The 24,651-nt window shown below is 62.7% G+C and carries 20 protein-coding genes; 6 read left to right on the forward strand and 14 right to left on the reverse strand.

Annotation, left to right across the window (positions count from 1 at the left end):
- Window positions 1–222 precede the first annotated feature (222 nt).
- Both purU and RYH70_RS12690 read right to left on the reverse strand, forming a co-directional pair.
- Window positions 223–1,095, reverse strand: coding sequence for a formyltetrahydrofolate deformylase (gene purU / locus RYH70_RS12685; protein ID WP_022994582.1), 873 nt, complete (start codon window positions 1,093–1,095; stop codon window positions 223–225).
- Window positions 1,082–2,110, reverse strand: a complete 1,029-nt coding sequence (locus RYH70_RS12690; RefSeq protein WP_026949067.1) for an AraC family transcriptional regulator — start codon at window positions 2,108–2,110, stop codon at window positions 1,082–1,084. Before RYH70_RS12690 ends, purU begins: the two co-directional genes overlap by 14 nt.
- A 238-nt stretch (window positions 2,111–2,348) precedes the next feature.
- Between RYH70_RS12690 and RYH70_RS12695 the strand changes: the two genes are divergently transcribed.
- The 4 genes from RYH70_RS12695 to RYH70_RS12710 are packed head-to-tail and all read left to right on the forward strand — an operon-like array spanning window position 2,349 to window position 5,999.
- The gene (locus tag RYH70_RS12695; protein ID WP_233925300.1) at window positions 2,349–2,999 is read left to right on the forward strand and encodes a TetR/AcrR family transcriptional regulator; all 651 of its coding nucleotides are present in this window, start codon (window positions 2,349–2,351) and stop codon (window positions 2,997–2,999) included.
- A 30-nt stretch (window positions 3,000–3,029) separates the two neighbouring features.
- A complete protein-coding gene (locus RYH70_RS12700) occupies window positions 3,030–3,989 on the forward strand; it encodes an HlyD family secretion protein (protein WP_317009224.1) in 960 nt (319 codons plus the stop codon).
- Window positions 3,979–4,914, forward strand: coding sequence for an ABC transporter ATP-binding protein (locus RYH70_RS12705; protein WP_233925262.1), 936 nt, complete (start codon window positions 3,979–3,981; stop codon window positions 4,912–4,914). The genes RYH70_RS12700 and RYH70_RS12705 overlap by 11 nt, the downstream gene beginning before the upstream one ends.
- Entirely contained in the window at window positions 4,911–5,999 is a 1,089-nt protein-coding gene (locus RYH70_RS12710; RefSeq protein WP_022994577.1) for an ABC transporter permease, read from the forward strand. The genes RYH70_RS12705 and RYH70_RS12710 overlap by 4 nt, the downstream gene beginning before the upstream one ends.
- Window positions 6,000–6,135: 136 nt before the next feature.
- Here the strand turns inward: RYH70_RS12710 and RYH70_RS12715 are convergent, their stop codons facing one another.
- Window positions 6,136–6,552: a PaaI family thioesterase gene (locus tag RYH70_RS12715; protein ID WP_080531173.1), complete on the reverse strand. Its 417-nt coding sequence runs from the start codon at window positions 6,550–6,552 to the stop codon at window positions 6,136–6,138.
- Window positions 6,553–6,902: 350 nt separating this feature from the next.
- Here RYH70_RS12715 and RYH70_RS12720 point away from each other — a divergent pair, with 350 nt between their 5' ends.
- Both RYH70_RS12720 and RYH70_RS12725 read left to right on the forward strand, forming a co-directional pair.
- Window positions 6,903–8,918, forward strand: a complete 2,016-nt coding sequence (locus tag RYH70_RS12720; RefSeq protein WP_233925260.1) for a TonB-dependent receptor domain-containing protein — start codon at window positions 6,903–6,905, stop codon at window positions 8,916–8,918.
- Window positions 8,918–9,874, forward strand: coding sequence for an alpha/beta hydrolase (locus RYH70_RS12725; RefSeq protein WP_035450924.1), 957 nt, complete (start codon window positions 8,918–8,920; stop codon window positions 9,872–9,874). Before RYH70_RS12720 ends, RYH70_RS12725 begins: the two co-directional genes overlap by 1 nt.
- Window positions 9,875–10,109: 235 nt before the next feature.
- Here RYH70_RS12725 and RYH70_RS12730 read toward each other — a convergent pair whose 3' ends face one another.
- The 11 genes from RYH70_RS12730 to RYH70_RS12780 all read right to left on the reverse strand — a co-directional run bounded on the left by RYH70_RS12730 (window position 10,110) and on the right by RYH70_RS12780 (window position 24,579).
- Complete coding sequence (locus RYH70_RS12730; RefSeq protein ID WP_026949074.1) at window positions 10,110–10,481, reverse strand: YbaN family protein; 372 nt, start codon at window positions 10,479–10,481, stop codon at window positions 10,110–10,112.
- Window positions 10,482–10,486: 5 nt separating this feature from the next.
- A complete protein-coding gene (locus RYH70_RS12735; RefSeq protein ID WP_063140437.1) occupies window positions 10,487–11,116 on the reverse strand; it encodes a biliverdin-producing heme oxygenase in 630 nt (209 codons plus the stop codon).
- 56 nt (window positions 11,117–11,172) lie between these two features.
- The gene (locus tag RYH70_RS12740) at window positions 11,173–12,474 is read right to left on the reverse strand and encodes a TolC family outer membrane protein (RefSeq protein ID WP_317009225.1); all 1,302 of its coding nucleotides are present in this window, start codon (window positions 12,472–12,474) and stop codon (window positions 11,173–11,175) included.
- Window positions 12,475–12,668: 194 nt separating this feature from the next.
- The gene (locus tag RYH70_RS12745; protein ID WP_317009226.1) at window positions 12,669–14,009 is read right to left on the reverse strand and encodes an HlyD family type I secretion periplasmic adaptor subunit; all 1,341 of its coding nucleotides are present in this window, start codon (window positions 14,007–14,009) and stop codon (window positions 12,669–12,671) included.
- Entirely contained in the window at window positions 14,006–15,742 is a 1,737-nt protein-coding gene (locus RYH70_RS12750; RefSeq protein ID WP_317009227.1) for a type I secretion system permease/ATPase, read from the reverse strand. Before RYH70_RS12750 ends, RYH70_RS12745 begins: the two co-directional genes overlap by 4 nt.
- Window positions 15,739–17,676, reverse strand: coding sequence for a choice-of-anchor tandem repeat GloVer-containing protein (locus RYH70_RS12755; protein ID WP_317009228.1), 1,938 nt, complete (start codon window positions 17,674–17,676; stop codon window positions 15,739–15,741). Before RYH70_RS12755 ends, RYH70_RS12750 begins: the two co-directional genes overlap by 4 nt.
- Window positions 17,677–17,750: 74 nt before the next feature.
- Window positions 17,751–18,452, reverse strand: coding sequence for a heme acquisition protein HasA (locus RYH70_RS12760; RefSeq protein WP_317009229.1), 702 nt, complete (start codon window positions 18,450–18,452; stop codon window positions 17,751–17,753).
- A gap of 145 nt (window positions 18,453–18,597) precedes the next feature.
- The gene (locus RYH70_RS12765) at window positions 18,598–19,935 is read right to left on the reverse strand and encodes a choice-of-anchor tandem repeat GloVer-containing protein (RefSeq protein ID WP_317009230.1); all 1,338 of its coding nucleotides are present in this window, start codon (window positions 19,933–19,935) and stop codon (window positions 18,598–18,600) included.
- 442 nt (window positions 19,936–20,377) lie between these two features.
- A complete protein-coding gene (locus RYH70_RS12770) occupies window positions 20,378–22,873 on the reverse strand; it encodes a TonB-dependent receptor (RefSeq protein WP_317009231.1) in 2,496 nt (831 codons plus the stop codon).
- A 209-nt stretch (window positions 22,874–23,082) separates the two neighbouring features.
- Window positions 23,083–24,054 carry a FecR family protein gene (locus RYH70_RS12775; RefSeq protein ID WP_316308194.1) on the reverse strand — a complete coding sequence of 324 codons (972 nt, stop codon included), beginning with the start codon at window positions 24,052–24,054 and terminating at the stop codon, window positions 23,083–23,085.
- A 3-nt stretch (window positions 24,055–24,057) separates the two neighbouring features.
- On the reverse strand, window positions 24,058–24,579 hold the full coding sequence (locus RYH70_RS12780; RefSeq protein WP_063140444.1) for a sigma-70 family RNA polymerase sigma factor: 522 nt from the start codon (window positions 24,577–24,579) through the stop codon (window positions 24,058–24,060).
- Window positions 24,580–24,651: the final 72 nt, after the last annotated feature.

Here is a 24,651-nt window from a genome sequence, read left to right on the forward strand (position 1 = left end):
TTAACAGTGAATAGTGAACAGCGAAAGTCAAAACAGATTGCGGTTTCGCAATAGCCGTTTGCGTATCAGCAGATGCCAAATTGAACCGCGGCGTTTTTCAGGACAAAGATGCCGCACCCAGGTTTTGAGCGCGGCCTCCTGAATTGCGGATCACTCCGTGCGGTTGTCGCGCAACTATTCCCTGTTAACTATTCCCTGTTAACTGTCCACTATTCATTGCCTTTACTTGACGAACACCACCGTCTTGTTGCCGTCGACGATGACCCGGTCTTCCAGGTGCCAGCGCACCGCGCGCTGCATCACCTGGCGCTCCACGTCCTGCCCCAGGGCGCGCAGTTCGCTGGCCGAGTGGCGGTGGGAGACGCGCTGCACGTTCTGTTCGATGATCGGCCCCTGGTCCAGCTCCTCGGTGACATAGTGACTGGTGGCGCCGATCAGTTTGACGCCACGGTCCCAGGCCTGCTGGTAGGGATTGGCGCCGACGAAGGCGGGCAGGAAAGAATGGTGAATATTGATGATGCGATGGGGATGCCGGGCGACGAACTCCGGGCTGAGAATCTGCATGTAACGGGCCAGCACGATCACGTCCACCTGGCCTTCCAGCAGTGCCAGCGCCTGGGCCTCGGCTTCCGCCTTGTTTTCCCGGGTCACCGGAATGTGATGGTAGGGAATGTCGAAGCGCTCCACTTCGGCGCGCAGATCGTCATGGTTACTGATCACCATGGTGATGTCGGCGGACAGATCATCGCGTGAGACCCGCCACAGCAGGTCCATGAGCACATGGTCATGACGGGATACCAGGATCGCCATGCGCTTCTTCTCGGCGGCGTAGCTGATGTGCCATTGCATGCCGTACCGTTCCGCCACCCGCTTGCGGAAATTGTTCTCCAGGGCATCCCGGGAACAGTCCAGATCCGGGGTCTGGAATTCCAGGCGCAGAAAGAAGGTTCCGTCCTGGGTATCACTGGAATGCTGATCCAGGTCGGTGATATTGGCGCCGTGATTGTAGAAGAAGGTGGAAACCGCGCTGATGATGCCGGGCTGGTCCGGGCAGGTCACCAGCAGCCGCGCGGTGGCGGCGTCAGGGGTGCTCATTCGTTTCTCCAAAGTGGGTCCGCCGGTACGCCGACGGGGTCATGTTGGTCCATTTCTTAAACGCCCGGTGAAACGAGCTGGCTTCACTGAAGCCCATCAACAGGGCGATTTCGTCAATACTGAGTTCCGCTTTGGACAGGTAATACACCGAGGCGTCCTTGCGGATCGAGTCCTTGATTTCCTGATAGCTGGTGTTGTCATCCTTGAGACGGCGGCGCAGGGTCTGCGGTGTCATTTGCAAACGCCGGCAGACTTCACCGAAGTCCGGGAAATGGCCACCGTAATCCTCGGACAACAAGCCGCGAATACGCGCCGGCAAACCCACGTTATGCACGTTGCCCTCGAACAACTGCGCCAGCGACTCGCGCAGGAAATGGGACAATGACAGCTCATTTCTCACCAGAGGCAGATCCAGGTAGTGGACGGGAAACACCACCTGATTGACGCCGCTATTGTAATAGGTCGGACAGTTGAACATGAAGCGGTGCTCATCGTCCTCCTTGAGCGGCTGGTAATCCAGGTAAACCGCCTGGGGCTCCACCACCTTGCCCACCAGCCAGCTCATGAAGCGCAGGCTGAGAAACAGCATGGCATCGATGATCACATCACGAAAATCCAGGCGCGGATCGACTTCGGTGATCAGCCGGGCCTGGTCGCCTTCGCGCCGCAGCCAGGTGCGCATGTTGAGGTCAAACAGCTCATAGAAGCGGATTCCCCGGCGCACCGCCGCATCCAGGGTCGGGCAATTGATCACCGCGTGGGCCATCATCGAGAAGGTGCCGGGCTTGGACTTGCGGCCCTGGCCGAAGCCGAGGAACTCATCCTGGGTCTGTTCCATCACCAGCAGCATCAGCCGGATAAAGGTGTCCCGCTCGATGCGGGCGTCCGGCTGCTCCAGAACCCGCCGCTCGATACCGCACTGGTCCAGCAACTCGGGGATACTCACGCCGCTGCGCGCCGCCCCCTGCAGCACCTTGACCACTCGCCGCACATTGATGGTTCTTCGTTGATTCATCCGCGATCCTGAACATGGGGACGGCGGCTCGCGCCGCGACGGAAAAAGCCGCCTGCCCCGGCCATCCCCGGGAAAGGCCCAATCATAAATAAAAGCGCCGTCGATTGGCATGGTGATCCCGCCGGCCCGGCGTGCGGCAGCGTCATCCTCAACGCCAAACGCAGGCCGTTTCGATAAAGCTGGTAATTAAATTAATCATTAATTAAATTAGAGAACATCGACACCAGGGAGATCCGCCATGAGTCCTTCCCGAGGCCGCCGTCCCGGGCGCCCGGAAAACAGCACCGGCCCCGATCAGCGCTCGCAGTTGCTGGACGTGGCGGTGCAACAGTTCAGCGAACACGGCATCAGCGGTACACCACTGAGCCGTATTGCCCGCGAAGCCCGGGTCACTCCCGCCTTGCTGCACTATTACTTCGGCAACAAGGATCAGTTGGTCGATGCCGTGGTTCGCGAACGCGTGCTGGCATTGATGGCCCCGGCCCTGCAAAGCGTTACCCAACCCTCCCCGGGTGACGGCGCCAGCCACCTTCTGGACCGCTTTGTCGCCACGGTGCTGGAAACCGTGTCGGCGGCCCCCTGGCTACCGCCACTGTGGGTGCGGGAAGTGTTGACCGAAGGCGGCCAGCTGCGCGAGATGCTGATGCGGGAGGTAGCTCCACGGGTCACGGGCGCCATCACCGAAGCGATCGAACGGGACCAGCGGCGAGGCCTGTTGAATCCGGATATCGAACCGCGCCTGGTGCCAATATCGGTGATTGGTCTGACTATCTTTGCTCTGGCCACCCGGTCCCTGTGGTCCCGTTTTCCGGGCAACCAGGACATCGATACCGCCACCCTGATCCGCCATGTCCGGGCACTGCTGAGCAGCGGTCTGAGCGGCGGATAAAGGCGTGAACGCAACCCTGACGAGGTCCACATGATGCGTTCTGTTGCTATCGCACCTTTGTTGTTTCTGCTATTCAGTTGCAGCGACCAACCCCAGCCGCTGCTCGGCACCATCGAATGGGATCGCGTGGCGGTGCTGGCCGAAGCCTCGGAGCCGGTTATCGAACTGTCGGTACGGGAAGGTGAGGCAGTCACTTCGGGCCAGCCGTTGCTGCGCCTGGACCCGACCCGGATCCAGGCACGGCTGGATGCGGCGCAAGCGGATCTGGCCGGCCAACGGGCGCGGCTCGCCGAGCTGCAGCGCGGCCCCCGGCGGGAAACCATCGACGCCGCCCGCGCCGGGCTCGCCCAGGCGCGCAGCGAGCAGACTCTGGCGCGGCAGGACCTGCGGCGGACACAAACATTGTTCGAACGCGGCAGCGTGGCCCGCGCCGATTTGGATGACGCCCGCGCCCGGGTGAACAGTCTCGGCGCTCAGGTGGATGCCCGGCAGGCACAACTGGACGAATTGCTCGCCGGCACCCGCCCTGAACAGCTGGATCAAGCCCGCGCTGCCTTACAGGCCGCGCGGGCATCCGTGGCGGAACTGCGGCGTCAGAGGCAGCGCCTGGACGTGGTGGCCCCCACCGCCGGCCGGGTGGACGCCCTGCCCCACCGGCTTGGCGACCAACCCGCCCAGGGCGCGGTACTGGTCAGCCTGCTCGGCGGTGAGGCCCCTTACGCGCGGGTCTATATACCGGAACCGCGCCGGGCGGCGATCCAGCCCGGCGATCGCTTTCGTGTGGCCGTGGATGGCATCGACACGCCCTTCGATGCCGAGGTACGCAGCATCCGTCAGGACCCCGCCTTCACCCCCTACTACGCGCTCAGCGGCGACGATGCCGCCCGGCTGTCCTATATGGCGGAGCTGACGCTGCACGGAGATGCCGCCCGCGACCTGCCGGCGGGAATCCCCTGCCAGGTCTGGCCAGAGCAAGACGATGAGCACTGATAACGCCATCGAAACCCACGATCTGACCCGCCGGTTCGGCGACTTCACCGCCGTCGATCACCTGAATCTCAGCGTGCCGCGCGGTCAGGTCTACGGCTTTCTCGGCCCCAATGGCTGTGGCAAGTCCACCACCATCCGTATGCTTTGCGGCCTGCTGTTGCCCAGTGAGGGCGATATCCGCGTGCTCGATCTGGACATTCCGAAACAGGCCGAGGCGCTGAAACGCCGGGCCGGGTACATGACGCAAACGTTCTCGCTGTACCGGGATCTGACCGTGCGCGAGAACCTGGAATTCGTCGCCCGCCTGTTCGGGTTGAGCCGCCAGCACACCCGGCAGCGCGTGGAGGAGCTCTGCCACCGCTATCAACTGGAGGCGTTGGCCAGCCAGTTGGCGGGTACGCTCAGCGGCGGCCAGAAGCAGCGCCTGGCCCTGGCCACGGCGGTACTGAACCAACCGGAGCTGTTGTTCCTGGACGAGCCCACCAGCGCCGTGGACCCGCAATCGCGGCGGGATTTCTGGGACGAACTGTTCGCCCTCACCGACGCCGGCACCACCTTGCTGGTCTCCACCCATTACATGGACGAAGCGGAACGCTGCCATCAACTGGCGATTCTGCAACGGGGCCGGTTGATGGCCCAGGGCAGCCCCGAGCGGTTGAAAGCCGATGTCGGCGCCACCCCTCTGCTGGTGGTGACAGCGGCCCCAAGAAAGGCACAAACGGTACTGCAAGCATTGGATGGCGTACGTTCCTGCGCGCAAATCGGTGCCAGCCTGCGGGTGCTGGTGACGTCCCCGGATCAGTTACCAGCGGTGCGCGACGCGCTGCGGAAGGAAGGTATCGAAGGGAAAGTGGACATCACCGATGTCAATTTGGAGGACGTCTTCGTCGCCGCCACCCACGGTCACACGGAGGGAGCATCGTGAGCGATCGTTTCAGCTTTGCGCGCCTGCTCGCGGTGGTGATCAAGGAACTGCGCCAACTGCGCCGGGACCGCCTTACCTACGGCATGATCATCGGCATCCCCACCCTGCAGCTGATCCTGTTCGGCTACGCCATCAATATGGACGTGCGCCACCTGCCCGCCGCCGTGGTGGACCAGGCACAGACACAAACAAGCCGGCAAGTCGTGGAGGAACTGCAGCAATCGCGGGTGTTCAATTTCAATCGCGCCCTTCATCATCCGGCCACCGGCGAAGCCCTGCTGCGGCGCGGTGAAGTGAAGGCGGTGCTGATCATTCCGGCGGATTTCGAGCGCCGTTTGCAAGGCCAACGGCCGCCGCTGCAACTGATCGTCGACGGTTCCGACCAGGTGGTACAACAAGCCGCCCGACAAATCGCCCAATTCCCTTTGCGCGGCACCACTACCACAGCCTCGGTGGAAGTTCTGCCCTACTACAATCCACACCGCAACGCGCCGCTGAACACCGTGCCCGGTCTGATCGGCGTGATCCTGACCATGACCATGGTCATGTTCACCGCCATCGCCCTGGTGCGGGAACGGGAACAGGGCAACCTGGAATTCCTCATCACCACGCCGCTGTCCTCGGCGGAGTTGACCTTGGGCAAGGTACTGCCCTTCGTCGCCATCGGCCTGATTCAGACTTCACTGGTGTTGCTGCTGGGCAAATGGATTTTCCAGGTGCCGGTGCGGGGCTCGCCGCTCGAACTCTATCTGGCGGCCTTGCTGTTCATCATCGCCAGCCTGGCGCTGGGCATCTTTATTTCCACCCTGGTACGCAGTCAATTCCAGGCGATCCAGGCGGCGATCTTCACCTTCCTGCCGCAGATTTTGCTATCCGGCTTCATGTTTCCCTATGAAGGCATGCCCAAGGCCGCGCAATGGATCGCCGAGGTCCTGCCGCTGACGCACTTCATCCGTCTGGCGCGGGGCATCATGCTGCGCGGTGCCGGACTTGACGATCTGTGGCCGGAGCTATTGGCGCTGGCCGTCTTCGCCGCGGCCCTGCTGGTTGTCGCGGTGGCGCGGGTGCATAAACGGCTGGATTGAATACCACGCCCTGGCTGGCACACCAGGGCAACATCCTGTGGCAGCCAACCCCGCTGGCGAAATTTTCCATCGTTCGGAAGGGCTCATTCGCCAGCAGGCTGGCTCCCACGGCGGCTTCATAGCCTACCGCTCCCGGTTACCGCCGTGGCACCACCGCCAGGGTGACCGTGGCCTTGGCCACCAGTTTGTGTTCGCCGTTGTCGTCCTCGGCAAACACCTCCGATTCCGCCACCGTCACTGCCTTGCCGGCTTTCAGTACATTGGCCTCACACACCAGGGCCCGCCCCACCGCCGGACGCAACAGGTTGACCTTGAACTCTATGGTCAGCGGCATGAAGCCTTCTTCCATCACCGTGGCGGACGCGGCGCCGGCGGTATGATCCGCCATGGTACCCACCACGCCAGCGTGGACGTAGCCGTTTTGCTGATGATGATCCTCGCGCACGGTCAATCTTGAAACCACCTTACCGCTTTCCACGCCAACGGCTTCCAGGCCGAGCAGCTTGAGAAACGGCGCATTCATCACCCACTTGAAGTCGTCAGTCAGGCTCACTGTCATGCCTCCCGCCATATGGAAAGCAGCAGCATTGCCGATTCCCGCGATCAAGACCATTGCCAAAAACGACCTGTGCGGGTGGCACGTTTCAACGCATCTCGAATCACATATGATACTAAACCTCATTTACAAATGAGAACCATTACTATATAAAGTGCATTCAATCAGGCCGTCATCCGGCCCTTTCGCCGGCTCTCCTTCCACAGGGGAGAGCCATTTTTTTATGGTCGCCGTTCATGGCGGCCACCCTTCGGGCCGTCACAGAGGTGACATTAAAAAACGCCCGATTCGCAGGTTTGTCATTTTTTTCGAGAGGTTTGCCCGTGTTGTCATCACTTCGATTCTCTATGGGCGCCCTTCCCCGCGCCGTTTTGGCCGGCACCGCCACCCTTGTCGCCCATCACGCCCTCGCCGAGGAACAGAGCCCCCATGTGCTGGAAGCCGTGACGGTGGTGTCCGCCGCCGGTTTCGAACAGCACATCGCCGACGCCCCCGCCTCGATTTCGGTGATCGACCGGGAGCAACTGGAAACCAAGAGCTACACCGATGTCACCGATGCCTTGAAGGACATTCCCGGTGTCACCGTCACCGGCGGCGGCTCTCGCCAGGACATCAGTCTGCGCGGCATGTCGCCGAAGTACACCATGATTCTGGTGGATGGCCGCCGGCTGTCCGGCCGCGAGGCCACCGCCAACGGCAATGACAGTGGTCTGGAGCAGAACTATCTGCCGCCGTTGCGCGCCATCGAACGCATCGAGGTGATTCGCGGGCCGATGTCCTCCCTCTATGGTTCCGAGGCCATGGGTGGGGTGATCAATATCATTACCCGAAAAGTGCCAGAACAATGGCTCGGTTCCTTCGGCGCGGAGGCCACCCTGCAGGACAATGCCAAGTCCGGTAATGCCCGTCAGTCCGATCTTTATCTCGCCGGCCCGTTACTGAAGGACAAACTCGGCCTGCAGGTGAACGGCCAGGTTCGCCACCGTGATGAAGATGAGATCCTGGAAGGCTTCGAGGAACAGAAAGTGCGCGGCGGCGGCGCCAAGCTGGTGTTCACTCCGGATCAGAGCAACGAAATCGGATTGTCCTATCAGGAAACCCGCCAGGAGCGCAACGGCTCACCGGGCAAGTACTACGAAGAAGGTTCGGAGCCCTCCAATCGCCGTTTCGACAAAGAGGTGGCGGCGCTCACTCACAACGGCAACTTCGGTAACTGGAGCACCGACTCCTACATTCAGAATGAAAAAACCGAGAACCCGGACCGCGTCGGTGAGCTGCGTAACGGCATCACTCTGGAAACTCTGACCGCCAACACCCAGGCCACCTGGTTCGGCGAGCGCCATATCATCACCGCCGGGGCGCAGTACAAGGACGAGGAACTCACCGACTACGCCACCAACCGTCTGCCCACCAGCAGCAGCACCGAGATCAGCCGCTGGCAGTACGCGGTGTTTCTCGAGGACGAATGGCGTCTGACCAATGATCTGTCGCTGACCGGCGGACTGCGCTTCAATCAGGACGAAAATTTCGGCGATCATGTGTCACCACGGCTGTACGCGGTGTACCACCTGAATCCGGCCTTGACCTTGAAGGGCGGCGTCTCCACCGGTTACCGGCAACCCTCCCTGCGTGAAGCGGCGGATGACTGGGGCAGCATCACCGGTGGCGGCGGCTACCCGGCCGGCCATCCGCGCGCCATCATCAAGGGCAATCCAGACCTGGATCCGGAAACCAGCATCAACTATGAAATGGGCCTGGCACTGGATCTGCCGTCCGGCTTCGCTACCAGCGTGATGCTGTTCCAGACCGACTTCAAGGACAAGATCACCGAATACCGTGAGTGCGATAACGGCGGCGACCGCAACGATCCCAGTACCTGGAGTTGCGATTACGAAGGCCAGACCTATATGTTCGTCAGCGACCGCATCAACGTGGACGAAGCGCAAATGCAAGGCGTGGAGGCAACGCTGGCCTGGCATCTGACACCGGCGGTGCTGCTGAACGCCAGCTACACCTTCACCGACTCCGAGCAGAAGACCGGCGAGTTCAAAGGCGAGCCGCTGAATAAAATTCCGCGCCACATGATCAACGCCGGTATCGACTGGCAAACCACCGATCGCCTGCAAAGCTGGGTACGGGTCAATCATCGCAGCCGTGCTTCGGACTACCAGTCGCGCACCAGCATGGCCGACGGCACTCCCGGGTATTCCATGGTCGATCTGGGCCTGAACTACCGCGCCAGCGAACACCTCACGCTGAAAGCCGGCGTTTACAACGTTGGGGATCGGCAAGTCACCAACGCCGACTATGAAATGGTGCTCGATGGCCGCCGTTATACCGCCGGCCTGGTGGTGGACTTCTGATGGACCGGCAGCGACGCCGTCTTTCCCAGGCTCTGCTGGCCGCCGCCGGACTGCTGGTACTACCCGGCACGGCGGCGGCGCGCCCGGACATGACCCGCACCATGGGTACCACGCTGGCGGACACCGGCGTCCCCGGTTACCGCTTTGAAAGCCGTGTTTTCCCCGGCTCCGAAGGTCGGCGCCACCATCGTGTGTGGCTGGCGATTCCCGAGGGAACGCCGCCGTCGGCCGGTTTCCCGGCGCTGTATCTGCTTGATGGCAATGCGGTGTTAAACCGGCTACGGCCCGAATGGCTGACAACGCTTGGCACAGACACGCCACCGGTACTGGTGATGATCGGTTACGACACCGATCTGCTGTTCGATGGCGATGCTCGTCACTACGACTACACACCGGCGCCAAACGGACGGAACTCGGTGCGGGACGCCCGTAGACCGCAACGGGAAGGCGGCGGTGCCGCGGCCTTTATCGAGCGGATCGAGTCCGCGATCACGCCCTGGGTGGCCAGCAGGACCCGAATGGATCCAAATCGCAAAGCGCTTTGGGGTCATTCCTTCGGTGGTCTTTTCACGCTGTTCACGCTATGCACCCGGCCCCGGGCTTTTCGTAGTTATTTTCCGGTAAGCCCTTCCCTGGGTTGGGCGGATAATCTATTGCAACACTCCCTGGATCATCTGGCGGCCCAACCGCCGGAGCGGAACACAGCCGTCTGGATATGCCGTGGAGATGAGGAAGTGCGTATCACCAAGGCAATGAACGCGGAGCAAATCCAGCAACGGAAAAACAAAGGCAATACCGCTTTCCGTCTCTTCGCCGACAACCTCGATCGCATCCCGCGAGTCGAAGTGCACCGCCGCTTGTATCCTGGGCTCGGTCACGGAGACATGTTCAGCGCGGCTCTGCCGGAAGCGCTGCGTATCGTTGCCGGGCTGGCGCCGGATCCGGCCTGGTCCTGAACATCGCTCTCACAATCGTATTCGAAGCCCCCCTGCAGGAGCCAGCCCGCAGGCGAATTTTCGACGTTGGTGACCCCAAAAGCCTTCGCCTGCGGGCAGGCTCCTACAGCGGCTAAAGAATGTCTTTTTTGTGGCCCCCGTCCATGGCGGCCACCCTGTGGGCCGTCGCCAAGGCGACGTCAAAAATCGCTCCCGGCGATTTTTTGTTTTTTTGCTGTCAACTGTCCACTATCAGCTAGGCAGCGGGGCCGCCCCGCTCCGGTCGCCTCCACAGCCACAGCAGCACCACCGCCATGGTCAGCGGCAGCAGACCCTTGGCCCAGTGCGGCAGCGAGGAGATCAGAATCAATATCACCCCAATGGACATACTCACCGTCGCCATCCATTTGGCGTGACGGGAGATGGCGCCGTATTCGCGCCAGCGGCGGATCGGCGGCCCGAAACGGGGATGGGCCAGCAGCCACCGTTCCAGGGCCGGCCAGCCGCGCCCGGCGGCCCAGGCCGACAGCAGCAGGAACTCCACCGTCGGCAAGCCAGGCAGTATTACCCCCAGCATGGCGGTGGCCAGCGCCAGTAACGCCAGCGTCCGCCATAGCAGAATGCGCATGCTGTTCACGCCGGGCGCGGCAAATCCGCCATCAGCTCTTCCACCGCCGAATTGACGAAGGCGAAGGCATCCCGCGCACCACGCACCGCTTGCGCTTTGTCCTCTTCCGTGAATGCCAGCGCATCCAGTTGCGCCTTGAAGCGCTTCCAGTGCAGGCCGCGCCCGTCCGGATGGCCGGCCAGGTGCCGGGCGCCATGGCTTTCGCTCAGTCCCAGCTTGTCCCGCGCCAGTTTGAACAGGAAAGCCGCGCCCAGGTTGGAACCTTCATTGGTGTATAACCAACCCACCGCCGCCGGCATGCCGGTGATCAAGGCGGTGGTACCCGCCAGGCGATCGAAGGACAGATCGGAATCGCTCACGTTCAGATCACGGCAATCCGCTTCCACTTCCAACAAGCGCGACCGTGCCGCCAGGCCGGGGAACAGCTTTTGCAGTTCCTCCGCCTGATATAGCGGCGCGGTGGCGCATTGCAGCCGCAACTGCATGCGCAGGAAGCGGCGATAGCTTTGTTCGTCGGCGAACGGCGCGAAGCCGGACAAACGGTTATCCAGGTTTTCATGGATCCGGTGGGTGCCTTCCTTGAGACACAAGGACAGGGGTTTTTCCATAATATCCACGGTGTCGGCCTGAGTCATGGTGATTCCTATATGCGATGCCAATGAGGGGTGCCGATAAAAGAGGCTTCTATAAGCTATGACGAGTGAGACGGCGAAAAGGACAGTGCCCCGTCCACGGTTTTCAGTTCGCGCACGCCCAGAACCCCGCTTTGCTGATGCAGTTCCAGCCAGGCGTTGAGATAGTCGTAACCGGCGCCGAGCCATTCCAGACGAGCCTCGTGCAATTGCCGGCGCGCTTCCAACAGGTCCTGGTTGTTCCGCTCACCGCCGCGCAGACTTTGGCGGGTGGCTTCCACCAATTGCTCGGCGCTGGTCACCGCCTCGGCCAGTGCTTCCAGGCGGGAAGCACCGCCGCGGCAGTCACGAAAGCGTTGCTCCACCGCCAACAACAGCTGCTGCCGGGCGGAGAGCAGCCTTTGCTGCTCGGCATCATGGCGGGCGGCGGCCTGACGGCGAGCAGCCGCCACACCGCCGCCGGCGTACAGCGGCACCTGCACCTGCACGCCGACGCTGTCGGTATCGTAGTGCTGACCGTAGGTGTTCTCGCTGTCGGAATCGGTGCGCCGGGTGCTGGCGTAAAGACTGACCGTGGGCCAATGGCCGGCTTTCTGGCGGTCCACTTCCCGCTCTGCCAACGCCACGTCTTCACGCCGCACCGCCAGCACCGGACTGTGACGCAGGGCCTGTTCGCGCCAGCGGGCCAGATCACCGTCCAGCGGCAACGGCGACACCGCGTCTTGCGTCCGCGGTTGCCAGCCGCTGAGATCCACACCGGTCAGTTGCGTCAAACGGCGTTCGGCGACCTTCGCCTGCTCCTCGGCGGCGAGCCGCTCGGCCCGGGCCAGAGCAAGGCGGGAGCGGGTTTCCAGTACCTCGGTCAGAGTGCCTTCGCCGGCTTTCCGCAATGCCTCATTACGCTCCAGCAACGCCTTCAATACCGACGTCTGTTCCCGAGCCCAGCGGCGCCGCGACCAGGCCACCAGGGTGTCGGTGTAGGCCCGCGATACCTTCACCACCAGTTCCTGCAAGCGGGCCTCGAATTCCAGTTCCGCCCGCGCCGCGCGCAGGCGGCCTATATCTCGCGCCACCCAGGCACTGTAATCGAACAGTGGCTGTTCCAGTCTCAACGAGGAGCTGTAGCTGCGATAGTCCCGCTCTTCCGTTACCGGCCCAAACAGGGAATCCTGTTCCACCTCGGACCAGTTCTTGCCCCAGGAATAGCTGTAGGCCAAGGTCGGCAGCAGATTGGCCCGGCCCAGCACCTTGAACTCACCGGCGGCGCGGCGGTCGTGAATCGCCGCCTGGAATTCCGGCTCATGGCGTAGCGCCGCATCGAACGCCTGCTCCAGCGTTAGCGCCGACGCCAGCGGGCTCATGCATAGTAAAAGCAGCAGCCATCCGGCCCGCCGAAGCCAACCCTGTTCAGCTACAAGGTTGCTGTGGGAGCTTGCCTGCAAGCGAATCTCTGGCCGGGGCCGAGGGCCCAATTCGTTTGCAAGGCAAGCTCCTACAGTGGCTTCGTGGTTCTGTCCGAGGGAAGCTGTCGAGCCTGAACGGACTGGCGTTTTGATCATTGCCCCTCCAGCGCCAGCGGAATACGGTCCACCAGGGGTTTGAACAGATAGCTCATCAGCGAACGCTCACCGGTACGCACGAACGCCTGCACCGGCATGCCCGGCTGCACCACCAGGTCCCCGAGCGCGGCGCGAGCCTCCTGATCCACCCGCAGGCGGGCGGCGTAATAAGGCTGGCCGTCGTGCGGATCCTCCAGCCGGTCCGGTGACACCCGCGCCACCGTGGCGGGAATGCGGGGTGTGCTGGCGCGATTAAAGGCGGTGAACATCAACTCCACCGGCAGGCCGGCGTGCACCGAGTCAATACGATCCACCGGCACCCTGGCATCCACCCACAACGGCTCGTCCGCCGGCAGCAGTTCCATCACCACGTCACCGGGACGGATCACCGAGCCCCGGGTCAGCACCTGCAGGTTCACCACCCGGCCGGATACCGGCGCGGTGATCTCACTGTGCTCCAGTTGGAAGCGGGCGTTGGCCAGCCGCTCGCTTTCACTGGCGGCCCGTAAACGGTGTTCGGCCAGCGCCTGCTCCACGTCACGGTTCTGGTTGTCACGCAGAGCATCCAGCCTGGCCCGCGCTTCGCCCAAACCGGCCCGTGCCGCCCGTGCCGCAGCGTCGCTGGCGGCCAACTCTCCACTCAGGCGCGCCCGCTCCTCTTCCAGTTCCAATACCCGGTTGCGAGGTACATAGTCCTGCTCCGCCAACGGCCGCAACGCCGCCAGCCTTTGATCCAGCAAGACCAGACGTTGCCGCAAACTGGATTGCCGTGCCTGTTCACCCCGCCAGCGCGCCTCGGCACCGGCCATCGCCTGCTCAAGGCCGGCGCGTTCTGTTTGCAGCGCCAGACGGCGGCTGCGGAAAAGCTGCCGTTGTGCCTCCAGCGCCGAGGCCAGTATCGGATCGGAAGTAACCTGTTGCGTCAGAGCCGGATCGAGGGCCAGGGTCTCAAGCCCTTGGCTTTCCGCTTCCAGGCGCGCGATACCGGCCACCGCCATGGCCTGATGCAACCGCGCGGAATCCAGCTCCGCCCGCGCCACCCGGGCGTCCAGTTTCAGCAACGTCTGACCTTGGCTGACGCTCTCTCCTTCCGTCACCGGTACCTCTGCCACCACACCACCGGCGGGATGTTGAATGCGCTTGCGGTAGCCATCCACGGTTACCGTGCCTTCCAGTGCCACACCCGCATCCAACGGTGCCAACACCGCCCACAGCAGAAAGGCGGCAAACCCGCCCAGCAATATCACGCCTCCCCATAACACCAGCTTGCGCTGACCACGGCGGCGCAAACCCACGCCCGGCAAGGCCTCGATCGGCGGCTCCATGCGCGCAGTCATGCCCCACCCCCTTCGGCGCCGAAACTGTAAGACACACGGGGTGCCGGTTTCGCCGCCGGCCGGCGCTGCCCCATCACCTCGGCGGTAACACCGAACTTCCGCATCACGCCGTCCTTGAGCACCAGCACCTTGTCGGTGACCGCCAGCACCGCCGCCCGGTGGGTGATCAACACCACGGTGCGGCCCCGCGCCTTCCAGGCTTTCAGGGTTTCCGCCAGCGCCGCCTCGCCAACATCATCGAGATTGGCGTTGGGTTCATCCAATACCAACAGCGCCGGTTCGCCGTACAGCGCCCGCGCCAACGCCACCCGCTGTTTCTGGCCGCCAGACAAGCCGCCGCCATCCTCGCCAAGCACGGTGTCATAGCCCTGAGGCAAACGAAGGATCATGTCATGCACGCCAGCGCGACGCGCCGCATCGATGACCGCTTGCTGAGCGCCGCCGGTCAGTTCGCCAAAGCGGGCAATGTTTTCCGCCACGGTGCCGGCGAACAGATCCACCTCCTGCGGCAGATAGCCGATCGCCGGCCCCAATTCGTCCGCGGGCCAACCGTGCAGGTCCGCTCCGTCCAAGCGCACCTTGCCGGCGCGCGGCGGCCATAATCCCACCAGCGCCCGCGCCAGGGACGACTTGCCGGAGCCAGAGGGCCCGACCACGCCAAGCACTTCTCCCGGCATCAGCTCGAAACGCACATTGGCCAGACTGGGACGTTCCGCGCCGGGCGGCATCAGTGTCAGCCCTTCCACCATCAGCGCGCCTTGCGGACGCGGCAGACTCAACCCCCGCTCCGGCCTCGGATGCGCCTGCAACAAAGCCTGCAAGCGATTCACCGCGATGCGTGTACCGCTCCACTGACGCCAAGCGCCCACCACCTGCTCCACCGGCGCCAGCATCCGGCCCACCAGAATCGAACCGGCCACCATCATGCCGGCGCTGATCTGGCCGTGGATCGCCAGCCAGGCGCCGGCGCCGAGCATCAGCGATTGCAGAGCCAGCCGCAGCGCCCGCGTCACCGCGCTGATCAACACACTGCGTTCGCTGGCCAGGTGTTGATGGTCCACATAGCCATCCTGCAATTCACGCCAACGGCGGCGCAAACGGCCTCCCATGCCCAGAGCCTTGATCGTGGCGGCGCCGCGCCAATGCTCCTGCGCCAGACGGCCGGCGTTGATGGACAAGGCGCTGGCTTCGTTCAACGGCGCCCGGGACCAGCGTTCATTGACGAACGCCAGCGCCAGCAATACCAGAGCGCCCAGCAACGCCAAGGCCCCCAGTAGCGGATGAAACAGAAACAGCACGATCAAATAGAGCGGCGCCCAGGGCGCGTCGAAGAAAGCGAACAAAGCACTGCCGGCGAAGAACTGGCGCAGCTGATTCAGATCCGACAACGCCTGGGCCGAGGACAGATTGCCGCCCTGCAAACCATGCCGGCCGGCAGCGTCATAAACACGCTCGCCCAGTTGTTGGTCCAGGGCTTCGCCGACACGAATCACCAGCAAACCACGCAACCAGTCCAACGCGGCCATCAGCGCGTACAGCCCCAGGGCGATCACCGTCAGCATCAGTAACGTCACGCCGTTACCGGACGCCAGCACCCGATCATAGACCTGCAACATATACAGCGCCGGCACCAGCATCAGCAGATTGATCACCGCGCTGAACACGCCGACGGAAACGAAAGTGCCGCGCTGCAACGCCAGCGCCGCGCGCAGATCGTCCCTGGTCTTTTTCATCGCCGGGCGCTCCGCTTGGAACGGGCCGCCAGCACCAATGCCATGCCCGCAAGCAGCCACCAGGACGGGCTGCCACCGCCGTTGCCGTACTCTCGGGTTTGTTCGTCGGTGGTGCGGTCCTGCGCGCCGACACCGAGAGAGGCCACGTCGCCGACCTGGCCGCCGGTCAGCGTGCTTTCACACGTCAGAGTGTAATAATAGGTACCCGGTTCGGGGCTAACCTCAATATAACCCGTGTCGTCCTTGGGCCCCGCCCAGCCATCGCCTTCAGTACCGCCGCTGGCGGTACAATTGGAGGCGTCCACCGAGCTCCATTCCAGCAAGGCGGTGCCGCCTTCCTCGATCTCGCCGGGGGTGACGGTGATGGTGACGCGGGATTGCTCATCGTCCGGATTGAGACTGAGCCGGTAAAGGGTACCGGTGCGCCGTAGCACCTTGTTACTGATGGACGTGCGGAAATAACCTCCCCCGCTTCGGTTGCCTCCGTACATGCGGCCGTCCGATCCCAGCGACAGGCCCACCGGCTGCACACCGTCGTAGCGCACATTACCTTGCTTATCCATGCCGTCGACAAAGGCATATACCAGCTCGAATCCATCGTTTTCCACCTGCCCGGAGTCGCCGATGCGGATCTGGTCCGGATTGATGCGATAGATCGTTCCGCCATGGAACCATTCGTCATCGGCCGGCGGATCCACCGGCTCTCCCGGCGGAGCCCCGCGGCCGCTGAGACGGCCGCCGGCATAAGTAGTGCCGTAGATATTGCCGTCCCCGGCCAGCACCATGGGTCCCCGCGGCTGGCTGCCGCCGTCACCGCCGCTGAAACGATGCACAATGGCGAAATCGTCCCCGCTCATGGCAACACGGTAGATCGACCCATGGAGATTGGGGCCGTCGTAATGGGGCGGATCGGATGCGTACCACTTCAGGCGGTCATCCGCCGCGGCTTCCTGCCCATCGCATAATGGCAACGCCTCCAGAAAGTGTCCCAGCCCTTCCGGCTGAGTGCCCATGGTGGTACAGATACCAAGGGAAAGATTACCGTACACATAGCCCTCCGGCCCTTCCACCAGCCCACTGAGGATGTAACTAGTAGAGTTAGAACTGTTCACGGCCATACGATGGTAGGTTTCCCCGTAGCGGGTCTGCCAGGGGATTTCTCCATCATCAAGAACAAAGGTATGCAGCACCTCGAACGACGCCGTACCTTGCCGTGGATCGATTCGATACACCGTGCCGGTGGGTGTGGCGGGCGAAGACGGCGTTCCCGGAGCGTAGGGCACACCCCGCACATAGGCGGTCACTCCGTAAAGCCAGCCGTCGGAGCCCAGAATCATGCCGTTGGGATACTGGCGTTGTCCCTGAGGACCGGCGGAAAAGATGTGCACGGTCTCCAGTGTCGGCTGCGCCGCGTCCAGATCGACGGCGAACAAGCGCCCGTTGCCTTCCGGCCCTTTATCCAATCCATAGATACGGCCACCATCGATCACCAGAATGCCGTTGGGCTCCAGCAATTCCACCACTGTACGCGGGTGGCTGCCATCAAAGTCCAGACGCAGCAGTCGGCCGCTGTCGAGCTCATTAAAGAGACTTTCCGGACGGAAGCCCGCCACATACATTTCCCCTTTCCCCTCCCGGTTGTCTTGCACCAGGCCGCCGCTGAACGTCTCCAACCCCAACTCAGTCAGGTCGACCACCTGCCGGGAATGGTTAACGTAATTTTCCAGCGAAAAAATATTATCGTAGCCGTCAATGCCATAAAGGCGCCCGTTCCGCGCCAACAATGGCGGCACACGGGGTGGCCCCACCCCTTCATAACCGTCCGGTTTGGGACCTCCGTTGGCGGCCAGGATAGTGGGTTCCAGCGCACTGGCCGGCGAGCCCGCCAGTACCAAGGCGCAAAGCGAGAGCAAACAGAGTCCTAACCGTCGCATGTATTCATTCCTGCTCTATAAAAAACGGTGTCCGCTCACCAAAGAGCGAACACCGGTCAATCAGGCCGTTATACTCAGGCGGCCAGTTCCAGTTCGGCTTCGGTGGTTTCGGAAACGCCCAGTACCTCCGCCGTGGAGGAACTCACACCAGCCGCGTCCAACGCGGCCCAAAGCGCGGAAGCATCCCCATCCTTGAGGCCATTGACGATGTTGTGGGTATCGTTGAGACCAGTGGCGCGGTCGATGACGTCACCGTTGCCATCCACGCCGCCGTTGAGGCCAACGGTGTCGAGATCATCGATGGTCACCAGTTCCTCGTCGAAGTAGTACAGGCCGTTGCTATCCTGCTGCAGGCCCAGTCCGAAGGTGATGGATCCGATTTCTCCATAGATCGTGTGGGAAGGGCTGGCGAAGAAGGTGTAGTTCAGATAAGAACCGTCCGCCGCTTCGACGATAAAGCCCAGATCCAGCCCTGCGTACTCGCCGGAAGAGGCATACTGGGTACCCGAGAAAGTGCCCAGAGAACCCCAGAAGCCCAGATCCACGATCGGATCAGGATCCTCATCACCGGCAAAAGCACCCGGGTTTTCACTGTGATCGGCGATCTGGAAAAGGCGGTTGAAAGCGGGAAGAAAGCCGTTCTCTTCACTGAAGACCGTTGTCGTGGAGTCATCGGTGAAAAGGCCATCGGTACCATTCCAACCGTTAATCCCGTCAGGCCCATAAGTGCCGCTATAATTACCGAACGTTGCTGAGTAAGTTACGGTTACGCTCATTACAGGTACTCCTTTAGCTCTGTTTAATGTGCCCCGTTACGGGGTGGTGACCCGCCGCGTTCTTTTGCAGCGGGGCGTCCGAGGCTGGCGGCGCGGCTGGCGTTCGGCTGCTCCTTGGCCGGCGGGGCGCACCCGCCGACAAAAATCAGAGAGAGAAGCGGCGACGGTGGCGTACCGTCAATAACACCAGAGCGGACAGCCATAACAGGGACAAAGCGCCGCCTCCACCGCCGCTGGAAGAGCCGCCGCCACTGTCATCGCCGTTATCGCCATCGCCGTCTCCGCCATCTTCCGCCGGCTCCACGGTCACGGTGACACTCGCTTCCACCCGCTCGTCATTGGCATCCATGCAGGCCAGGGTGAGAACGTATTCGCGATCCACGGAGGGGGTATAGGTTTCACTGCCTTCGGTGGCTTTCACCCCCGCCCAGTCGTCTTCCCCCGAGCAGTTATTAGCGTTGCGCACCGACCAGGTCAGGGTGGTGCTTTCGCCCAGGGTGAGGGTTTGCGGATCGGCGCTGATTTCGATCTCCGCGAGCACGGGCAGATCGATATCAACGGCGAACAAAGTGCCGAAGCCATCGGCGTCATTGGCGGAAACGGTATTACCAGCCTGCCCCCCCCGAGAGGTGGCGCCGTACAAGGTCTGCACCGTTCCATCGACGGCACCGGCGCTGAGTCCCGCCGGCAAGGCGCCGTCGGCTTCCACGTCAAAGACATGCAGTACTTCATACTCGTCGTCGGAACGATCATCGGCTTGTCCGATGCGTACACGGAACAGAACCCCAGCCCCTTCCACGGCGCCGGCCTCGGCCACGGTACGGCGAGTGGTGCCGTAAAGATTGCCGTCCGCCGCCAGAACCAATGGCCCCCAGGGCACACGGCCGTCGCCAACCTCTTCCCCGAAAGCATGCACAACGGCAAAGCTGTCACTGTCATCAGGCTGGAAACGCCATATCGTGTTGAAGGACGTGCCGTACAACCACGCCCCGACCCGCAGCAAAGCGTGCTGCGCGGTATGGCTGCCGTGGAAACAGCTGTCGACACTCGCTGCCGAACATCCATCGGCCTCCCTGGCAAAGGTGCGCAGCAGCGTCACCGTGGTGGAACCGTCGGTCTCGACATTGGCAAGATCAATGGAGAACAACGTCCCCATACTTTCGTCGTCCGCGGGAATCGCCTCGGAATCACCAACGCCGTCGGACTGGTCTCGTCCCGCCAGGCCGTAAAGAACGTTCTCTTCCTGATCGATGAGCAAGGCGATTGGGCGCTGCCCAAGCGGGTAATAGCGACCTTCCGTATGGTTATCAAAGTCCACCAGCTCAACCAGTTGCCCTTCCGGAGAGAGCCGGAACAGGCCGTTACCGGAGCTCCCTCCGCCACCGCCGAAGTAGAGATTGCCTTGCGCATCCAGCGCGGGCACACCACGGGGCCTAAGATCCGATCCGTACTCTTCCGCCGGATTTTCCGGTGACGTGATCAAGGATGCTGGCTCCTCCCCCGAGCGCCACGCATACACGTCCGGGTCGCCGAGACACGTTTCCCCCATGCATGTTGGGTTGATGAGGAAAAGCGCTCTTTCACCATCCGTCACCAGCGGCGAAGGTTGGGATCCCATCCCGGTCAGAGGCAGGTCTGCGGCCGCGAAGTCATCTTCCGCTCCGCTTAGTGGATACGTGTAATAACTCACTAAAGGGCTCGAGCCGGGCGGGGAGACACCGAACAACCAGGCTCTATCCTCGGATTCCACCCTGACCGGCGGCGACGCCGGCTTCATACCGGAGGAATTGGAAAACCGATGCAATACTTCCGGGGTCACTGCCGCCAGCAGCGAAGACGACATCAATAAAAGCGTGGCGCCGACACCGGCCAGAACCGGCCGGAATTTTCGTGATGAATGCGGTGTCATCAAAACACTCCTTCCTTCAAAATTTCAGTGAGACCGTGCCGGTAACGGTGCGGCCCGGCGCGATCCAGTAAGAGAGGCCGTTGAGTTCGGCGTAGTTGCGGTCGCGCAGGTTGTCCACCGCGAGCCGCAGGGTGAGGCGATCATTGGGCTGGTAGCTGGCCCAGGCGTCGTAGACGGTCCAGTCCACCACGTCTTCGTAGGCGCTGCCGCCGCGGCCATCGTTGTCTTCGTAGCGGGCCCGGGCGCCGAGCGTGAGTTTGCGATCGAGCAGCCGCAGACCGGCGCTCAAGGTGCCTTTCTTCACCGGCGGCAACAGATAGAACATGCCACCGCCATTGGCGTCGCCATGGCTGGTCGGCGGACAACCGGTGAAGCAGCCAAGCGGGTAAGGGTCGTAACCACCTCGCCCCAAATCGTGCAGGGTCCGCGTCCAGCTGGCTTCGAGGAAATAACCGCCGGCGTCATACTCGGCCTGCCATTCCAGACCGTAGAAACGCACTTCATCTTGCAGATTGACGAAGGCCAGGGATTGGGATTCCCCGTTTTCGGAGGCGGGCCCGACCACCAAGCCCTGGGTGATGTATTTCTTGACGCGGGTGTCGAACCAGGCGGTCTTCATGCGCAGGCGATCACCGTTCTTGAACAAGGATTGCCAGTTGAGATTGGCCCCCACTTCCCAAGTGCGGGAGCGTTCCGGTTCCAGACCGGGATTGGGAAAGAACGGAAAGGTATTGCCGATATGAGCACCCCACATGATCGACTCGGTGATGGCCGGCGGCCGCACGCCCTGGCCGTAGCTGGCAAACAACTGCAGCGGGTTGGCCACCTGCCAGGCGGCTTTTAACGTCGGCGAGACAAAACCATCGTGGCGGGCCACATCAAACTGGCTGTACAAAAGGGTGTAGGGCGGGCGCACGCCGTCTTCGTTCTCCTGCCGCCCAACAAACATCTCGCCGTCGCCTTCGAGCCGGAACCAGTCGTAACGCACACCGCCGGTCAATTCCCAGCCGTCATAATGGGCCAGGCGCGCGGTAGTGAAAGCGCTGATCACGGAACGCTCCCCTTCCGGCGTCGGGCCGGCAAACCAATCGGCGCCGCGCTCATCACCGCTGTTATCCGGTCGGGTCCAGTCGTGGTAAAACTCACCGCCATAGGTTAAGTCCAGAGAGCCGCGCCAATCGCCGACGGGCACCTGCATGTGGTTCACCAGGGTGCCGCCGACGGTGTTGGTTTCGTAGCGCAGATCAAACTCGCCGTAGTCGTCGTCCGGATCGTCCGGGCGATATTCATCGTTGCGGGTGCGGGTGTAATAGAGGCTGGCGTCCAGGTCCCACCAGCGGCTGCCGGGGTAGAAGGCATAGTTGATCAGGAAGGTGTCGGAGTGGATCTGGTTTTCATCGGTGGCGTCACTGCCGGGCGCAGTATTGCTGCCTTCATCGAAATCCGCTCGCAGGCCGATGTAGCTGAATTTCAGGGACTGGTTGTCGGCGAAACGCCAGGTGCTTTTCAGCAACGCGGACCACTGTTCCTGACCGGTGAACTGGCTGGTGCCGTGCCAGTAGCCGCCGCTGTTGCCGCCCCGTTTGCCTTTTTTGAACGCGCCCACGTTCTTGCGGCTCACCGCCGCCATCAGATCCACATTGTCACTGGCGCGTACGGCGCCGGCGACACTGCCGGAAAAATGGTAGGCGTTGTCACCGGTGGTGGCGTTGACGCGCCCGCCGGCCTTTTGCTCCGGCTCGAGCAGATCGTCCACGTCCAGGGTGCGGAAGTTGACCATGCCGCCGATCACCGCCGCGCCGCCGGCGCCGGAGCTGGGGCCTTTGCTGATATCCACGCCGGCCAGCAATTCCGGATCCACGTACACCTGGCCGTTGCTGCCGTGGCCGCTTTGCTGGTAGTTCTGCCGGGTGCCGTCGATCATCACATTGACGCGGCCGAAATCCTGCAGGCCGCGAATATTCACCGACACCCCTGGATCCTGGCGGCTTTGCGAGGTATGCACGCCGGGCACCGCCGCCAACACATCGGAGGTATTGCGCGGCGGCATCCGGTCGATCTGGTCCCGGGAGATAATCGTCATGGACCCCGGCGTGCGATAGGCCCGCCCGCGCGGGTCCAGCTCACCGGTGACGGTCACCCGCGGCAACGGGTTGGCGTGGTCGCCGCCCTCCCCGCCTTCCTGGCGCAATACATATTGCCCTCGCGCTTCCGGCTCGGCGCTGAGACCGGTCCCGAGCAGCAGCGCGGCGAAGCCATCCGGCACTGAATAGTGTCCGCGCAGTCCGCGAGTGTGTTTGCCCTCGGTGAGACCGGGATCGAAGTACATCACCACTCCGGCTTCCAGCGCGAAGCGATTCAACGCCGGTGCCAGCGCGCCAGCGGGTATCTGATAGTGCCTTTGCGTCACGGATGACGCCTCGGCTTGCGCCCGGGTCTGGCCGGGGCCGCCAAGCAGAAAGACCGCCGCCAGGATGCCCATGGCGAAGCGGGGTCGGAGACAGCGCTGCATTAATATCAATTCCCATTCTCATCCTTGTTCATCTGTGATGACGGGCGAGATCGGGAAAGGGACAGTGATTGGGGAAAATTTTGCTCGGACGCCAGACCTTTTTGCGCGAGCAGTCCACGGACCAGCACTGCCCCATAATTGTGGAATGGCACCTCGGCACGCCAGTTCGCTGCCCAGGCAGCTTCCCACAGACTGGACTACGAAGCCGTTCAGCGACGGCCGATCACGGTCAGCCAGCGGGTGTAGTTGGTCACTTGAATCGGCAGGTAGTCGGCCAGCAGCGCCAAGGCCTGATCGGTATCGTCGAGCGGGAAGACACCGGACACACGCAGCCCCGCCAATTCCAGATCGTCGAATCGCAACAGCCCGGATCGATAACGCGCCAATTCCTCCAACACCGTCGTCAAAGGCTGGTCGTCGGCCACCAGACGCCGGTCCAGCCAGGCGGTGGCCAGGCGTACATCGACGCCGCGCGGTGATTTGATGCTCTTTCCGTCGGTGGCGGTGCGCTGACCCGCATGAGCATCGACGCAGGCGTGGCGGGCCGGCGGGGGCGGTGTGGCGGCACACACCTGCACGCTGGATTCGGTCACCACCACCGCCATGTTCCGGTCACGCAAACTGACGGCATAACGGGTTCCCAGGGCACGAGCCGACCCCAGGCCGGTGGCCACCACGAAGGGTCTGTCGGGGTCTGGCGCCACCGTGGCGTAGACGTCGCCATCGCGCAGAATCACTCGACGCTCGTCGCCATCGTAATCCACATCAACGGCGGCGCCGCTGTTCAGTATCAGTGAACTGCCGTCCGGCAAGGTCACCTGACGCTGTTCCCCAACGGCAGCGTGGTAATCGGAAGTCAGATTCAAGGACCATAGCGGCCACCAGGCCAGACCCAGCCCAAGCAGCCCGGCCAGCGCCAGCAAACTAGTGCGGCGGTTGCGACGCACCGGTCCCAGCACTTTACCCAGCACCGGGCCGGCTTCCGGGCGATGCCGCCCGGACACCGGTTCGAGACGATGCCACAGGGATTCGGCGCGCACATAGGCACGCTCATGACGGACGTCGGCCCGACGCCAGCGGCGGCAGGCTTCCCGTTCTTCCTCGGTGACGGCCCCGGAGTGCAAAGTGGCGATCCATTCCGCCGCCTCAGGCAAAAAAGGCGCTTCGTCTTCCACGGTCACGCTTCAATCGGTCTCGTTCAGAGCCAGGCAGTGCAATAACGCCTGCGCCACGTATTTCTTCACCATGCTCACCGAGACGCCGAGCCGTTCGGCGATCTCCGCATGGGACAGCCCGTCCAGCCGGCTCATTATAAAGGCCTGACGGGGCTTCTCCGGCAGGCTCTCCAACCAGCCCGCCACTTCCGTGAGCAGCTCCACCACCGTCGCCAGCTCCTCGGACGACGGTGCCGCGGCGCAATCTCCATACAGCGCCATCCAGGTTTCCAGGTACGCCTGCTCCACCTTTTTGCGCCGGGCATCGTCGATGATCAGACGGCCGGCGATGGTGGTAAGAAAGGCCCGAGGCTCACGCACCCCCTGCAGATCCGAGGAGGAGGTCAGCACTCTTACGAAGGTATCATGGGCCATATCCGCCGCGTGCTGTGAACAGCCCAGTTTCTTTCTCAACCAACCCAGCAGCCAGCCGTGGTGATCGCTGTACAGCACCGCCACCAGATCGCGTTTCAGGTAGCTCGTCGCCCCCATCCGTTCGCCCCTCCCCTGCGGGATTCCGTCGTTGGTACGCTATAGCCAATTCAGAATATGAGAATAATTCTC

Origin of the sequence: Alloalcanivorax xenomutans, assembly GCF_032810065.1 — a bacterium.
GTDB classification, from domain to species: Bacteria; Pseudomonadota; Gammaproteobacteria; order Pseudomonadales; family Alcanivoracaceae; genus Alloalcanivorax; species Alloalcanivorax xenomutans.

Coding starts and splice junctions, on each gene's coding strand:
- RYH70_RS12770 (WP_317009231.1), bottom strand. CDS start 22,873: ATGCAGCGCTGTCTCCGACCCCGCTTCGCCATGGGCATCCTGGCGGCG.
- RYH70_RS12755 (WP_317009228.1), bottom strand. CDS start 17,676: ATGCGACGGTTAGGACTCTGTTTGCTCTCGCTTTGCGCCTTGGTACTG.
- RYH70_RS12780 (WP_063140444.1), bottom strand. CDS start 24,579: ATGGGGGCGACGAGCTACCTGAAACGCGATCTGGTGGCGGTGCTGTAC.
- RYH70_RS12750 (WP_317009227.1), bottom strand. CDS start 15,742: ATGAAAAAGACCAGGGACGATCTGCGCGCGGCGCTGGCGTTGCAGCGC.
- RYH70_RS12730 (WP_026949074.1), bottom strand. CDS start 10,481: ATGCGCATTCTGCTATGGCGGACGCTGGCGTTACTGGCGCTGGCCACC.
- RYH70_RS12725 (WP_035450924.1), top strand. CDS start 8,918: ATGGACCGGCAGCGACGCCGTCTTTCCCAGGCTCTGCTGGCCGCCGCC.
- RYH70_RS12740 (WP_317009225.1), bottom strand. CDS start 12,474: ATGAGCCCGCTGGCGTCGGCGCTAACGCTGGAGCAGGCGTTCGATGCG.
- RYH70_RS12735 (WP_063140437.1), bottom strand. CDS start 11,116: ATGACTCAGGCCGACACCGTGGATATTATGGAAAAACCCCTGTCCTTG.
- RYH70_RS12705 (WP_233925262.1), top strand. CDS start 3,979: ATGAGCACTGATAACGCCATCGAAACCCACGATCTGACCCGCCGGTTC.
- RYH70_RS12720 (WP_233925260.1), top strand. CDS start 6,903: ATGGGCGCCCTTCCCCGCGCCGTTTTGGCCGGCACCGCCACCCTTGTC.
- RYH70_RS12745 (WP_317009226.1), bottom strand. CDS start 14,009: ATGACTGCGCGCATGGAGCCGCCGATCGAGGCCTTGCCGGGCGTGGGT.
- RYH70_RS12700 (WP_317009224.1), top strand. CDS start 3,030: ATGATGCGTTCTGTTGCTATCGCACCTTTGTTGTTTCTGCTATTCAGT.
- RYH70_RS12690 (WP_026949067.1), bottom strand. CDS start 2,110: ATGAATCAACGAAGAACCATCAATGTGCGGCGAGTGGTCAAGGTGCTG.
- RYH70_RS12760 (WP_317009229.1), bottom strand. CDS start 18,452: ATGAGCGTAACCGTAACTTACTCAGCAACGTTCGGTAATTATAGCGGC.
- RYH70_RS12695 (WP_233925300.1), top strand. CDS start 2,349: ATGAGTCCTTCCCGAGGCCGCCGTCCCGGGCGCCCGGAAAACAGCACC.
- purU (WP_022994582.1), bottom strand. CDS start 1,095: ATGAGCACCCCTGACGCCGCCACCGCGCGGCTGCTGGTGACCTGCCCG.